The 14,139-nt window shown below is 68.3% G+C and carries 13 protein-coding genes; 6 read left to right on the top strand and 7 right to left on the bottom strand.

All coding sequences use genetic code 11. The annotated features are described in order from the left end of the window. The first annotated feature begins 132 nt into the window (after window positions 1-132). Window positions 133-1,335 carry a cobalamin-independent methionine synthase II family protein gene (locus CGUA_RS08620; RefSeq protein ID WP_290194743.1) on the top strand — a complete coding sequence of 401 codons (1,203 nt, stop codon included), beginning with the start codon at window positions 133-135 and terminating at the stop codon, window positions 1,333-1,335. 71 nt (window positions 1,336-1,406) lie between these two features. Here CGUA_RS08620 and CGUA_RS08615 read toward each other — a convergent pair whose 3' ends face one another. From CGUA_RS08615 to CGUA_RS08605, 3 genes are all read right to left on the bottom strand, one after another. Then, entirely contained in the window at window positions 1,407-2,045 is a 639-nt protein-coding gene (locus CGUA_RS08615; RefSeq protein ID WP_290194742.1) for a hypothetical protein, read from the bottom strand. Window positions 2,046-2,195: 150 nt separating this feature from the next. Continuing rightward, complete coding sequence (locus tag CGUA_RS08610) at window positions 2,196-4,079, bottom strand: choice-of-anchor I family protein (protein ID WP_290194740.1); 1,884 nt, start codon at window positions 4,077-4,079, stop codon at window positions 2,196-2,198. Window positions 4,080-4,139: 60 nt separating this feature from the next. Next, window positions 4,140-4,856, bottom strand: a complete 717-nt coding sequence (locus CGUA_RS08605) for a metallophosphoesterase family protein (RefSeq protein WP_290194737.1) — start codon at window positions 4,854-4,856, stop codon at window positions 4,140-4,142. 101 nt (window positions 4,857-4,957) lie between these two features. Between CGUA_RS08605 and ilvA the strand changes: the two genes are divergently transcribed. Beyond that, on the top strand, window positions 4,958-6,250 hold the full coding sequence (gene ilvA / locus CGUA_RS08600) for a threonine ammonia-lyase IlvA (protein WP_290194735.1): 1,293 nt from the start codon (window positions 4,958-4,960) through the stop codon (window positions 6,248-6,250). 6 nt (window positions 6,251-6,256) lie between these two features. On the opposite strand, the gene treZ is transcribed toward ilvA, so the two are convergent. After that, entirely contained in the window at window positions 6,257-8,014 is a 1,758-nt protein-coding gene (gene treZ / locus CGUA_RS08595; RefSeq protein WP_290194733.1) for a malto-oligosyltrehalose trehalohydrolase, read from the bottom strand. A gap of 50 nt (window positions 8,015-8,064) precedes the next feature. Between treZ and CGUA_RS08590 the strand changes: the two genes are divergently transcribed. The 4 genes from CGUA_RS08590 (at window position 8,065) to CGUA_RS08575 (ending at window position 10,829) form a co-directional block, all read left to right on the top strand. Then, window positions 8,065-8,709, top strand: a complete 645-nt coding sequence (locus tag CGUA_RS08590; protein WP_290194730.1) for an IMPACT family protein — start codon at window positions 8,065-8,067, stop codon at window positions 8,707-8,709. A 21-nt stretch (window positions 8,710-8,730) separates the two neighbouring features. Then, window positions 8,731-8,967 carry a hypothetical protein gene (locus CGUA_RS08585; RefSeq protein WP_290194729.1) on the top strand — a complete coding sequence of 79 codons (237 nt, stop codon included), beginning with the start codon at window positions 8,731-8,733 and terminating at the stop codon, window positions 8,965-8,967. After that, complete coding sequence (locus CGUA_RS08580; RefSeq protein ID WP_290194727.1) at window positions 8,968-9,345, top strand: RNA-binding S4 domain-containing protein; 378 nt, start codon at window positions 8,968-8,970, stop codon at window positions 9,343-9,345. Between the two features lie 86 nt (window positions 9,346-9,431). Continuing rightward, on the top strand, window positions 9,432-10,829 hold the full coding sequence (locus CGUA_RS08575; protein ID WP_290194725.1) for an HNH endonuclease signature motif containing protein: 1,398 nt from the start codon (window positions 9,432-9,434) through the stop codon (window positions 10,827-10,829). A gap of 34 nt (window positions 10,830-10,863) precedes the next feature. Here the strand turns inward: CGUA_RS08575 and CGUA_RS08570 are convergent, their stop codons facing one another. The 3 genes from CGUA_RS08570 to CGUA_RS08560 all read right to left on the bottom strand — a co-directional run bounded on the left by CGUA_RS08570 (window position 10,864) and on the right by CGUA_RS08560 (window position 14,117). Beyond that, a complete protein-coding gene (locus CGUA_RS08570; RefSeq protein ID WP_290194723.1) occupies window positions 10,864-11,928 on the bottom strand; it encodes an LLM class flavin-dependent oxidoreductase in 1,065 nt (354 codons plus the stop codon). Window positions 11,929-11,962: 34 nt separating this feature from the next. After that, the gene (locus CGUA_RS08565) at window positions 11,963-13,015 is read right to left on the bottom strand and encodes an LLM class flavin-dependent oxidoreductase (protein WP_290194720.1); all 1,053 of its coding nucleotides are present in this window, start codon (window positions 13,013-13,015) and stop codon (window positions 11,963-11,965) included. A gap of 67 nt (window positions 13,016-13,082) precedes the next feature. After that, window positions 13,083-14,117 (bottom strand): GTP pyrophosphokinase, encoded by a 1,035-nt coding sequence (locus tag CGUA_RS08560; protein ID WP_290194718.1) that lies wholly within the window; start codon window positions 14,115-14,117, stop codon window positions 13,083-13,085. Window positions 14,118-14,139 lie beyond the last annotated feature (22 nt).

The raw sequence follows: 14,139 nt of genomic DNA, 5'->3' as shown, positions 1-14,139 counted from the left end.
CGGGGCATCGTCATGCGTCGACGCCGCTGCGCCGGTTCTGTACCGCTCAGTCTGGACAGCGCGGACACATGCCACCGCCCCCGGGGCACACCACTACACTTGAGCCCGTCACCGATTGAAGGAGTAAGTACTTTGAGCAACAAGATCCTGACCACCCACGTCGGCTCCCTGCCGCGCACCCCGGAACTGCTGGACGCCAACCAGCAGCGTGCCGAGGGCACCATCGCCGAGGACAAGTTCTTCGAGATCCTGCAGGACTCCATCGACAAGGTCGTCCAGCGTCAGGTCGACATGGGCGTCGACATCGTCAACGAGGGCGAGTACGGGCACATCACTTCCGGCGCCATCGACTACGGCGCCTGGTGGAACTACTCCTTCTCCCGCCTCGGCGGCCTCACCATGACCGACGAGGACCGCTGGGCGGCCCAGGACGTCGTGCGTTCCACCCCGGGCAACATCCAGTTGACCTCCTTCGCCGACCGCCGTGACCGTCAGATCTTCGCCGACGCCTACAACGACCCGGAGTCTGGAATCTTCGCCGGCCGCGCCAAGGTCGGCAACCCGAAGTTCACCGGCCCGGTCACCTACGTCGGCCAGGAGGAGGTCGCCGCCGACGTCAAGCTGCTGCGCGCGGCCATGGACAAGGCCGGCGCCAAGGACGCCTTCGTCGCGGCGCTGTCCCCGGGTTCCGCGGCCCGCCTGAAGAACGAGTACTACGACACCGAGACCGAGCTGGTCCAGGCCTGCGCCGACGCCATGCACCACGAGTACAAGGCCATCACCGACGCCGGCTTCACCGTCCAGCTCGACGCCCCGGATCTGGCCGAGGCCTGGGACCAGATCAACCCGGAGCCGTCCGTCGCCGATTTCCAGGACTGGCTGAAGATTCGCATCGACGCCATCAACTCCGCGCTCGAGGGCCTGCCGGCCGAGCAGACCCGTCTCCACATCTGCTGGGGTTCCTGGCACGGCCCGCACTCCACCGACGTCCCCTTCGAAGACATCATCGACGTCATCATGGAGGCCAAGGTCGGTGGCGTGTCCTTCGAGGGTTCCAGCCCGCGTCACGCGCACGAGTGGCGTGTCTGGCGCAACCGCGAGCTGCCGCAGGGCTACAAGCTCTACCCGGGTCTGATCTCGCACTCCACCAACGCCATCGAGCACCCGCGTCTGATCGCCGACCGCATCATCAAGTTCGCCGAGCAGGTCGGCCCGGAGAACGTCATCGCCTCCTCCGACTGTGGCCTCGGTGGCCGTCTGCACCAGCAGATCGCCTGGGCCAAGCTGGAGGCGCTGGTCGAGGGCGCGCGCATCGCCTCTGACGAGCTGTTCTAGACCGCCGCTTGACGACGCTGCCCGCCCGCCGATTTCTCGGCGGGCGGGCAGTTTCTTGTTCCGGCCCCGGACTAGGCGTCGACGTTGACGCCGAGGGAGGTCAGGAAGCTCCGGAACTCCTCGCGCGCGCCCGGAACAAACTGGACCGCGACGGCGCCGACCTGGGTCGCGGTCATGCCGACGATGAGCATGGCCTCAATGACGGCCATGACCATCTTGACCTCCTCCGAGGGGAAGAGGGAGGAGTGCATCCACTCCGGGTAGTCGGCAGGGTTCATCTGCTGCTCCTCGGTGCAGCCGAACTCGTCCGCGCCCGTCGGGGTGTCGGTGGCCGCGCCCGGGATGGAGGAGCCGGTCAGCTCCTCGAAGAGAGCGTAGGGGCCGAGGAAGGTGTCCTCCTTGACCTTCTCGTCCGGGTCCGCCGCCGGGTACGCGGGGAGCTCGCCGTTCGGGCAGCGGCCCTGCTCGTCGAGGCCTGGGAGGGTCCCCTGGTCGGTGGCCTCAGTCGTCCCCGCGGACCCGGAGGAACCGCTGGACAGCGGGGCGGAGGAGTCGGGCTCCTGCTCCACGGTGACGTCCCCGGCGGCCGCAGCGGGGGCGTCGGTCGTATCGGGGCCGGACGACGGGGCTTCGTCGGCGACAGCGGGGACGGTCATGGTGATCATGGTGGCGGCCGCGGTGGCGAGGGCGATGGGGAGGCGACGGTTCACAGGGAACTCCTCGGGAAGATTTCGGAGACTGGAGGGGAGGAATAGGGAAGGCCCCAGTGCTTGGAGCTCTCACTGAGGCCAAATCTTCATTGAACTTATCACCCTCCCACGTTCGGCACGACCGCGGGAAAGGCGGCAGGGGGACACGGACTAGCGCAGACGCGCCTCGAGCTGGCCGCGGACGTCGGCCGGGAGCAGGTTCAGCAGGCCCGGAGTGGTGGCGACGACGCCGCCGACCGCCGCGATCAGGCCGATGACGAGGGCGAGGGCGCCGGTCGCGGCGCCGGTGGAGGAACCCAGGTCGGCGGCGCCGGTGGAGGAGGACCGGGCGGACAGCGCCTCCAGGTCGGCGTCGGTGCCCTTGATCTCGAACACGGTGGTCGTGCCGGAGACCTCGTTGCCGACGACCAGCAGCGGGCGACCGTTCGGGGAGTCCTGTGGGGCGATGTAGTGCTGGCCCTCCGGACCGAGGTCGCCGGCCGTCGGCAGGGCTGCCTGGCCCTCGGCGGTGAGGTTGCCCTCCTCGTCGAGGAAGGACTCCATGTCGACGCTGAAGTCGCGGTTGTTCAGGTAGGAGGAGTACACCGGCGCGGCCGGGTCGGTGACGTCGTAGACCATGACGCCGCCGACGCGCTCGTTGGCGATGAAGGCGTAGGTCCTGCCGTTGAGCTCGGCCAGGACGACGGACTCCGGCTCCGGGCCCTTGTCGTCGGAGCGGCCCTCGAAGTTGGATTCCGAGTGGTTGGAGTTGAAGAACTCCGGGTTGGCGGCGTGGGTGTGCTTCTCGAAGTCGTCGCCGGAGTAGTAGACGAGCTCGCCGCTCTCGGCGTTGTAGATGGAGAAACCGCGCCCGCCGTAGGTGTAGATCTCCTCGAGGACGCCGTCCGTGACGCCGTTGGCCGTGGTGATGTTCATGCGGCCGAGTTCGGCGTCGTCCTGCAGGGCGGCGTCGATGCTCTCGCTCAGGACGATGTCGGTCTCCTCCGGATCGCCGACGTCCTTGAAGCGGAGCTCCTCGGAGTAGCCCTCCCAGTCACGGGCGTCGCCCTCGTTGGCGGTCACGATGTAGGTCACACCGCCGACGGTGTAGGAATCGATGGCGTCGGGCAGGGGGAAGGCCTTGACCCCCTCGTAGGTGCGCGGGTTGAACTCGCCGTCCCGGTCCGAGGGGTCGAACGGGTGGATCCCGCGGTCGATGGTGCCCAGTCCCCAGATGTCGGTGACGGTGGCGGTCGGGACGTCGACGACGGCGACGGCGTTGTTTTCCTGGAGGGCGACGTAGGCGGTGTCACCGTCGACGGTGATGTACTCCGGCTCGAAGTTCTGCGCGTTGGAGCCTTCCGGGCCGTAGACCCGGATGTTGTCGTCGGCGAAGAGTTCCTCGCGGGAGACGCCGTTCCACGCCTCAAAGCCGGCGGTGCGGCCGGTCGCCTCGGTGATCCTCTCGATGTTGGCCGGGACGGTGATGACGGAGACGGAGCCCTCCGGATCGACGGAGTAGTCTTCGGCGGGTTCGCCCTCGTTGGCGACCAGCGCGTAGGTGCCGTCCTCGTTGAAGGTGACCATGTCGGGAAGGGAACCGACCGTCACCTCGTGGAGGATGCCGCCCTCCGGGTCGTTGGCGTCGAAGAAGACGACCTTGCCCGGGGCGGTCTTGTCGTCGGCGGGCTCGGCGGTGGCGATGACCAGGCCGTCGGCGCGGACGGCGACGGAGTTGATGACGTGGCCGGCGACCTCGACGGAGGACTTCAGCGTCAGATCGGTGACGTCGGAGGCGTCAATGACGTCGACCTGGCCCGAGTGCGCGTTGACCGTGAGGATAGACGCGGATTCCGGGTGGAAGGAGACGATCTCGGCGGCGGAGGCGTCGAAGACCCCGGAATCGTAGGAGCCGACCGCCTCCAGGGTGAGGGCGCCGGAACCGACGTGCGAGGAGGGCTCATCGACGATGGCGGCGGTGGCCGGGACGGCCAGGATGGCCAGGGAGGTGGCGGCCGCGGCGGCGATGGCGGTGGCGGAACGACGAATGGTCACGTAAGTCTCCAAAACGAGGGCTGTCATAGTTTTGCCAGAAAACTGGCACTTCTATAACAGCTACCGTTGAGAAGTTACGTTCCGGCCACGACCTGAGGTCCGAAAGGTTGAAGTTTGATGAATCCCCGGTGAACCCGTGACTGATGCTGCGGGCAGCGGCCTCACGCGCAGATCGCGCATGTCACCCTGGCCGGGCCAGAAGATGGGGGGCTGCTCAGTGACCACGCGGGCGTGGTGGATGTGCCCCAGAATCCAGGCCTCATAATTACGGGACGCGAGCTGATCGACGCTGGCGGGCAGGCACGGCACGGGGTGGAAACCGCCGTGCAGGCTCGTGTGGAACACCCCGACGCGTCCGTTCGGGCGTGGCGCGACCGGGAAGGCCTCCGCGATGCCCCGCCGATCGGGATCGGAGGCCACGCTGGCGCAGTGGAAGAGCAACGGAACGCCCGGCAGCCGGACCTCGACAGGAGTGACGGAGTCGACCGCGACCGCGCCGTCGATCGGGGGCATGGCGTCGGCCAGCCCGATCGCCGCGTCGTGGTTGCCGTAGATGAACAGGACGGGCAGGCGTTCGGCGATGGCGCTCAGGGCGTCGACCAGCGGGGCGACGACGCCGCCGACCTCGACGTCGCGGTGGACCAGATCGCCCGCGATCACCAGGGCCCGGGCGCCGTCCTCGGCGTGGCGACGCGCGGTGCCGACGAGCCACGGCAGCCCCGGAGAGTTGGCGGCGCCGAGATGAAGGTCGGAGGTGACGGCGAGGCGGACACTCATGCGGCAGGTTCCCTTTCGCGGGAGAAGCGTTACCGTCGAGGATACGGGCTACCCGGCCCATCGGCACGGATACCGGGTCCGCAGGAGTATCATCGACGCACATGACGACACAGCAATCACCCCACACCTTCGTTCCCGTGCGCGCGTCCGACATTCAGATGGCGCAGGCTCGAATTTCCTCGGTGATTGCCCCGACCCCGCTGCAGTACTGCCCGCGCCTGTCGGAGGAGACCGGCGCCGAGGTCTACCTCAAGCGTGAGGACCTGCAGGACGTGCGCTCCTACAAGATCCGCGGGGCGTACTACGCCATCTCGAATCTCACCGAGGAGGAGAAGGCCGCCGGCGTCGTGGCCGCCTCCGCGGGCAACCATGCGCAGGGCGTGGCCTACGCCTGCCGCACCATGGGCATCCAGGGCAAGATCTTCGTGCCCAACAAGACCCCCAAACAGAAGCGTGACCGCATCGCCGTGCACGGTGGGCCGAACGTCGAGGTCGTGCTGGTCGGCGCCACCTTCGACGAGGCTTCCGCGGCCGCGCGTGCCGACGCCGCCGAGCGGGGCGCGACGCTGATCGAGCCTTTCGACGCCCGCGACACCGTGATCGGTCAGGGCACCGTCGCCGCCGAGATCGTCTCCCAGCTGACCTCGCTGGGCAAGAGCATGGACAGCGTCTTCGTCCCCGTCGGCGGCGGCGGACTGCTCGGCGGAGTCCTCAGCTACGTCGCCGACATGGCCCCGCGCACCGCCGTCATCGGGGTGGAACCGGCCGGCGCCAAGTCGCTGGCGGCCGCCCTGGACAACGGCGGCCCGATCACCCTGGGCAGCGTCGACACCTTCGTCGACGGGGCGTCGGTCGCCCGCACCGGCGACCTGAACTACCGGATCGCCGAGGCCAACCAGGGCCGCCTGCACCTGGTCGCCGCCGACGAGGGCGCCGTCGCCACCGAGATGCTGGACCTGTACCAGTCCGAGGGCATCATCGCCGAGCCGGCCGGGGCACTGTCGGTGGCGGGCCTGCGCGAGGTCAGCATCACCCCGGGCGAGGTCGTCGTGTGCATCATCTCCGGCGGCAACAATGACGTGCTGCGCTACGCCGAGATCATGGAGCGCTCGCTGGTCTACCGCGGCCTGAAGCACTACTTCCTGGTCAACTTCCCCCAGGAGCCGGGCCAGCTGCTGTCCTTCCTCACCGACATCCTCGGCCCGGACGACGACATCACCCTCTTCGACTACCTCAAGCGCAACAACCGCGAGACCGGCGCCGCGCTGGTCGGCCTCGAGCTGGGGCGTGCCTCCGATTTTGACGCGCTGATCGGGAGGATGAACGCCTCCCGCATCGACTGCCGCCACCTGGAGCCGGGCACCCCGGAGTACGAGTACCTGGTCACCAACTAGCCGCCGTCAGTTGGCCAGGAGGGCGAAGCCCCAGGGGCCGAGGCGGGTCTGCGTCGCGCCGACCTCCGGCTCGGTGAAGGAGTAGAGCAGCCCGCCACCGAAGGGAACCGTGACCTCCGTGTCGGAGAGGTTCGCGACCAGGCGGTACTCGCCGTGGGCGCCGGCGATGTAGCTGAGCCAGTTCGCGCCGCCGGTCACCTCGAAGGTCGCCAGATCCGGGTAGGGCAGCTCCAGCTCCCGGCGCATCCGCAGCAGCGTCCGGTAGGCGTCGAGAATGCGTTCCTGAGTGCCGTCGAAGGTCCAGTCCAGCTTCGCCGACTCGAAGGTCGCCGGATCGGAGGGGTCCGGGACGTCCTCCTCGTTCCAGCCCAGCGCCGCGAACTCCTTCAGGCGGCCCTCCCGGGTGGCCTTGTTGAGGTGCGGGTCGGTGTGGGAGCAGAAGAAGGGGAACGGGGTCCGCGCGCCGAACTCCTCGCCCATGAACAGCATCGGGGTGTACGGGGAGGCGTAGATGACCGCGGCCTTGAGGACCTGCTGCTCGGGTGAGAGGTTCATGGAGGGGCGGTCACCGGAGGCGCGGTTGCCGGTCTGGTCGTGCGTCGTGGTGTAGGTGACCAGCTGGGCGGCCGAGACCTTCCCCGGATCGATGGCGCGGCCGTGGGTGCGACCACGGTGGGAGGAGAACGTGCCGGTGAAGAACCAGCCGTCCCGCAGGGATTCGACCAGCGTCTCCACGCTGCCGAAGTCCCTGTAGTAGGCGAAACGCTCGCCGGAGACCACCGTGTGCAGCGCGTGGTGGATGTCGTCCACCCACTGGCCGGCCAGGCCGTAGCCGCCGAATTCGGTGCCGGTGAGCAGGCGGGGATTGTTGAGGTCGGACTCGGCGATCAGGCTGCGCGGGCGCCCGTCCAGGGCGGCGACCTCGTCGGCGACCTGCTGCATCTGCTCCATGATGGAGTAGGCGCCGCGGTCGTCGAAGGAGTGGACCGCGTCCAGGCGCAGGCCGTCGACGTGGAACTCGTCGAGCCACTGGTCGACCGCGTCGAGGACGTAGGCGCGGACCTCGTCGGAGTCCGCGTTGGAGAAGTTCACCAGTTCGCCCCAGCCGGTGTTGCCGCCGGAGGTGTAGGGGCCGAACATGCCGTTGTAGTTTCCGTCGGGGCCGAAGTGGTTGTAGACGACGTCGAGGATGACGGCGACGCCGGCGTTGTGCGCGGCGTCGACAAGCCTCTTGAGGCCCTCGCGGCCGCCGTACGACGCGTGCACCGCGAACCAGTCCACCCCGTCGTAGCCCCAGTTGCGCCCGCCGCCGAAAGGCTGGACCGGCATCAGCTCGATGGCGTTGACGCCGAGGTCCCTGAGGTGGTCGAGTTTGGCGATCACCCCGTCGAACGTGCCCTCCGGGGTGAAGGTGCCGACGTGGAGTTCGTAGATGATCATGTCCTTGAGGGCGATGCCCCGGTAGTTCTCGTCGGTCCAGTCGAAGTCGGTGGCGGAGAGTTCGGAGAGGCCGTGGACGCCGTCCGGCTGGGAGGTCGTGCGGGGATCGGGCAGGGACGTGGACCAGCTGCGGCCCGTGCGGACCCGGAACCCGTAGCGGGTTCCCGGGGTGCGTGGGGCGTCCCCGTCGCGGCAGACCCACCAACCGCCCTCGGCCGGCTGCATCCCGAAGGACCTTTCCTCGCCGTCCACCTCGACGACCAGCTGGACCTCGTCCGGGACGGGCGCCCAGACGGCGTACTGCGCATTGTTCTCAAGAGTCATGCGTCCCAGGCTAAGGAAAACCCCCAGGCCACGCTAGACTGGCACGTCCAATGACACAGCAGACCTCCTTCCAGCTGCCCGCCGACGGCGAGATCTTCACCTACGAGTGGGACATCAAGCACTCCAGGTTCATCACCCACATTTCCCGGGTGATGGACAGTGACCAGGCGCGCGAGTTCATCAACGGGATCAAGTCTGACTACCCGGACGCCACGCACAACTGCTCGGCGTATCTCCACGTCGTCGAGGGGGCGAACCTCGTGGAGCGCTCCTCCGACGACGGTGAACCCTCCGGCACCGCGGGGAAGCCGATGCTCGACCAGCTCAAGGGCTCGGGCATGCTCAACATCGCCGCGGTGGTCACCCGCTACTACGGCGGCATCAAGCTCGGTGCCGGTGGGCTGGTCAGCGCGTACTCGGATTCCGTCGGCAACGCCCTGCCACTGGTGCGCCGGGTGACGCGTTCGCGGCGGGAGCTGTACACGGTGGCCTTCGACCACGCCTCGGCCGGTCGGCTCGAGGCCGAGCTTCGCTCCCATGGCGTGACCGTGGCCGACGTGGCCTACGAGGCCCAGGCCCGGTACACGCTCGCGGTGGCCCCCGGGGGGCGGGCCGAACTCGAGGATCTGCTCGCGTCCCTGACCCAGGGGGCCGTCTCACCCGCGAGGGCGGGCACCGCGTGGGTCGAACACTGATTTCACGTTAGGATTGACCGCATGACGATGCAGAACCGCCCCCATAACCCGATCGAGCAGCGCAAGACCGCCGTCCGCCAGTACACCCGCAACGGCGTCATCTCCGTTGCCGCCGGCGTCGGTGGCGGCGTCCTCATGACGCTCATCTCCGGCGGCGGCCTGATGTGGCTCATCCTCGGCCTCGTGGTCGCCGTGGTCGGCGGCGTCCACTACTACCGCAAAGTGCAGAACATCATCAACCACAAGGACAACTACTAGATGACTCGGCCGGACGGCAACCCCGTCCGCATCGACGTGTGGGTGTGGGCGGTCAGACTGTTCAAGACCCGCGGCGACGCCGCCGAGGCCGTGCGCGCCGGGCACGTCAAGCTCAACGGCGCCGCCGTCAAGCCTGCCGCCCAGGTCGTTCCGGGGGACCGGGTGCGCGTGTGGAAGGACCACCGGGAGTACGACCTCGAGGTGCTCGCCACGGTGCGCAAGCGGGTCGGGGCGCCGGTGGCCCGGACCTGCTACGCCGACCACTCGCCGCCGCCTCCGCCGAAGGAGGTGCAGGCGTCGATCCCCGTCCGCGACCGGGGCGCCGGGCGTCCGACCAAGAAGGATCGCAGAGACCTGGAGCGGTTCCGGGGCCATTAGCCGCTTATGCGGCCGCGGGTGAATTAAACGCACACCGTAGTGAGCAAGTGCTTGAGGCCGTCGCCGATCCGGCTATCCTCGAACACATGAGCGATACCCGGATTGACGTCCTGGTCACCCAGGTCACCCACGGCCTTGCCGGGCTGGCGGCCATCATGGCCGACCCGGCGTCCGTCGACTTCCACGCCCACCGCGCCTCCTTCGAGGCCCTGGAGAAAGGGCTGGCCGCCAAGGCCGCCGTCGACGCCTCCTTCGCCTGGCTCGCGGAACTCAACGGCGCCGGGCGCCTCGTCGGAGCCACCGACGCCCTCGAATACCTGGTGACGCAGCTCGGCCTGTCCCGGCCGGAAGCCCTCAACCGGCTGCGTCAGGGGCGGGCCCTGTTCGACCCGGTGCCGGAGCCCGAGCCGGAGCCCCCGTCGCCCTCCGAATCTCCCGCCGAGCGGGAAGCCCGGGAAGCGGAGGCCCGTCGCCGGACGGCCGCGGAGGAGAAGGCCCAGCGTGAGGCCCGTCGACGCCGGGCGTCGGCCGAGAAGCGCCGCGTCATCGAAGCCGAGCTGCGTCGCCTCTTCGAGCACGCGGTGCCCGGCGCCAACGAACTCCGGGCGCAGGCCCTGGCGGAGGCCGAGAAACGTTCCGTCGAGGACCTGCGGGCGTGGGTCCGGCAGGCCGTGCTCACCGCGAACCGGGCCGCCCGCAAGCCGGACGGCCGAAAGGACCCGCTGGCGGTGTTCAAGAAGCGCGAGCTCAACATCCACCACCAGCGCGCCGACGGCATGGTCGTGGCGACCATGCTCCTGACTCCGGCGGACGCGGCCCTGCTGAAGGCCACCTCCCTCGAACGGGAACAGGGCGACGACGCGGAACCGGACGCGAGGGACAAGCGCTCCATGGCGCAGAAGCGCTACGACACCATCATGGACGTCATCCGCCATCACGTCGGCGAGCGCTCCCACCGACGCGGCGCCGGCAGCGTCGTGGTCTCCCTGACGCTCTCGGAGCTGGAGAACATGGACGAGGACTCCCGGTTCCAGACCAGCGCCGGAGTCGAACTCTCACCGATCGACCTGCTCAGTCTGGGGCAGGCCAAGTTCGACTGGGTCACCATCGAGGACGACCGCACGCACCGCCTCTGGGTGGGGCGCGGCCAACGCACCGCGACCCTGGAACAGCGCATCGCCCTGCTGGTCAAGGAACTGGTCTGCTCCCACCCCGGCTGCGACCGATGCATCGACGAATGCCAGGTCCACCACATCATCGCCTGGCTGCTGTCGGGGCGCACCGACATCGAGAACCTCACCCTGCTGTGCTGGCGACACCACAAGAACAACAACGACAGACGGGACGGCTCAGGAAATATGGGCCACGCGGAACGGGACCCGGGGACCGGCCGCGTGGGGCACCGGGCCGCCGGGTCGAAAACGGTGAGACTCAACGAGAGCGTGGCCGCCAGCAGGGCCGCCTCGGCGAAGCTGAGGGCCTAGGACACCTCGCGCAGCACACTCGGGCCGGCAGGCGCTACTTGGCGCGCTCGGTGAGGATCTCGCGCACGCGCGGAATGACCTGCTCGCCGATCAGGCGGATGGCGTCCATTGAGTACTCGTGCGGAATCGGGCCGTTGGAGTACTTGAACACGAAGCGATCCAGCCCCAGGGCCTGAATCGAGTTGGCGGTCTTCTGCGCGACCGTCTCCACCGAACCCAGATGCATGGCGCCGTGGTGAATCTCGCGGTAGAACTGGTCCGGCGTCGGGGCCGGCCAGCCGCGGTCGCGGCCGACGAGGGTCTGGACGCGCTCCCAGTAGGGGTACATCTTCTCCTGGGCCTCCTCGTCGGTTTCCGCCACGAAGCCGTAGAAGTGGGCGCCCACCGGCAGCTTCTCGTTGCCGATCTGCTCGTTGGCCTGGTGGAAGAGGTCGACGTAGGGGCGGAAGCGAGCCGGAGCGCCGCCGATGATGGCGAGCATGAGCGGCATGCGCTGGCGGGCGGCGCGGATGACGGACTCCGGCGACCCGCCGACGGCGACCCAGGTCGGGATCGGGGTTTCGGCCGGCGGCCAGATGCCTTGGTTCTCCAGGGAAGCTCGGGTGGTGCCCGACCAGGTGACGGTCTCGCCGGCGGCGTCGGCGTCGAGAATCCTGCGGGTCAGGTCCAGCTTCTCCTCGAAGAGCGTCTCGTAGTCGCGCATGGAGAAGCCGAACAGCGGGAAGGACTCGGTGAAGGAGCCACGGCCGAGGGTCATCTCCGCGCGGCCGTCGGACAACGCCTGGAGAGTGGAGAACTGCTCGTAGAGGCGGACCGGATCGTTGGAGGAAAGCACGATGACGGAGGTGGTCAGCCTGATGTTCTGGGTGCGGGCAGCGATGTTGGACAGCAGCATCTCCGGGGCCGGGACGGCGTAGTCCTCACGGTGGTGTTCGCCGATGCCGAAGACGTCGATGCCGACCTCGTCGGCGAGTACAGCCTCCTCGACGACGTTGCGGATGACCTGAGCATGGGGCAGGAGGTTGCCGTCCAGGTCGGACTGGACGTCGCCGAAGGTGTCGAGGCCGAATTCAATGGCGTTGGGGTCGATCGCGTTCATGGTGGTGTTGTCTCTTTTCAGGTTGTCGTGAGTTTCAGGTTGTCGTGAGGATGTCGCGGACCATCGGGATGACCCGCTCACCGTAGAGGCGGATGGTGTCCATCGCGTGCTCGTGGGGGCTGGGCCCGTTCGAATACTTGAGGACAAAACGGTCGAGGTTGAGGTTGGTGACGGTGGCCGCGATCTTCCTGGCCACCGTCTCCGGGGAGCCGGCGAACAGTGAACCGTGGCCGAGCTCGACGTTGAAGGTGCCCCGGGTGGGGGCCGGCCAGCCACGGTCGGCGCCGACCAGCCGCTGCTGCTCCTTCCACGGTTCGAAGAGCCGGGCGCGGGCTTCGGCGTCGGTCTCGGCGATGAGGCCGGGGGAGTGCACGCTGACCAGGCCGCGCGGGTGTCCGAGCTGCTCGTTAGCCTTGTGATACAGCCCGGCGAAGGTCTTGTAGTACATCGGGTTGCCGGTGATGACGGCGATCTCCAGGTTGAAGCCCTGCTCGGCGGCGCGGAGCGCGGACTTCGGGGTGCCGCCGATCGCGACCCACGCCGGCATCGGCGTCTCGGTCGGCGGGAAGACGCGGAGGCTGTCGATGGGCGGCCGCCGCGTGCCCTCCCAGGTGACGGGTGCGCCGGCGCGGTCGGCGTCGAGAAGCTGGCGCAGCAGTGTGAGTTTCTCGTCGAAGAGTTCCTCGTAGTCGGTGAAGTCGTACCCGAAGAGGGGGAAGGATTCCGTGAAGGAGCCGCGCCCGACCGAGAGCTCCGCGCGGCCGTCGGAGAGCGCGTTGACGGTGGAGTAGCGCTCGAATACGCGGACAGGGTCGTCGGAGCCGAGGACGACGACGGACGGGGCGAGCCTGATCCGACGGGTGCGGGTGGCAATGCCCGCCAGCAGGACGTCCGGGGCGGGGACCGCGTAGTCGGCGCGGTGGTGTTCGCCGACGCCGAAGAAGTCGATGCCCAGTTCGTCGGCGAGAACGGCCTCGTCGACGATGTTGCGGAGAGTCTGGGCGTGGGTGAGCGGCGCGCCCTCGGCGTCGACCTGGACGTCGCCGAAGGTGTCGAGACCGAATTGGACGGTGTCTGGGTTGGCCATGACGCTCACTCTCTGGATGATTGCTACTTTGAGGTTACGTCAACAATCAACCGGAGGGGAAGTCGGCTTATTCCCCCGCCGATCGGGTCGGCGGTTCCTTCCGCCCCGCCTCGGCGTCAAACGCCCGCAGGAGCTTCAGGCGTGCGCGCAGACGACGCGGGCGTTGCTCCGACCGGGTGCCGGTGGCCCCGGTGCGCTCGATGTGGGTCTCGCCGAAGTTGTAGAGCAGCAGATCATCGATGAGACGAACCTGGCCCGGGTTGAAGCGGTAGCGTATCGCCGCCATGACGGTCTCGATGTCGGCGTCGTTGAGCAGCTCCCCGAGCTGGCCCACCGTGGTGATGCCCTCGAGCTCCAGCAATTCGTCGAGCCAGCGGTAGGTCTCCGAACGCGACCGGGGGAAGCGGGTGCCGATGAGCATCGCCAGGATGCCCGGCAGCGTTTCCGTCGAAATGGGCACGTCGTCGGCCTCCGCCTCCGACTTGTGCTGCTTGAGCGCGGCGATCTGATCGAACTGCTGGTCCGCCAGCTCAATGAGTCCCGCGGCCAGAGTAAAGGCGCGATCCACCTGCGGATCCAGGGGTCCGTCACCGCGCTTGTAGCGGACGTCGTGCTCGAATTCCGCCCAGGCGTGCTGCAGGACCGTGCGCACCTGGATTTCGAAGCTCATGCCGGCGTACTCGGCGAGATCCTCGTCGTCCTCGACCACCTGCACCACGAGGTGGTGCGAGCCGTAGCCGAAGCCGCCGGCGATGCGGGTCTCAGCCGCCTTGTCGACGCTGCGCAGCACCGTGAAAGCTTCCCCCAGCGCCGCCAGCGCGACGGGAATTTCCGTGGAGTGGAATACCGTCACGCGCACCCCCACCAGATCGTGGATGTCGGTCCACGGCTCGGGGTAGGACAGGCTCCCGTCCTCCCGGCGCTTGCGGGCCTTGGCCTTGAGCGAGGGCCAGGTCTTGACCCGGGCGGTCACGGAGTCGAAGGTGATGCCGGCGTCGTTGAGCAGGTCCTCGATGGCGGCGGTGAACTGCTCGGCGGCCGCCGGATGCTCGCGGACCCACTCGTGGTAGCGCGAACCGAGGAGGCTGATCGTTTTTGACACCCGGACCAATGTAGTCACTCCG

Source organism: Corynebacterium guangdongense, from assembly GCF_030408915.1.
GTDB lineage: Bacteria > Actinomycetota > Actinomycetes > Mycobacteriales > Mycobacteriaceae > Corynebacterium > Corynebacterium guangdongense.
This window is presented reverse-complemented; position numbering and strand designations above follow the sequence as displayed.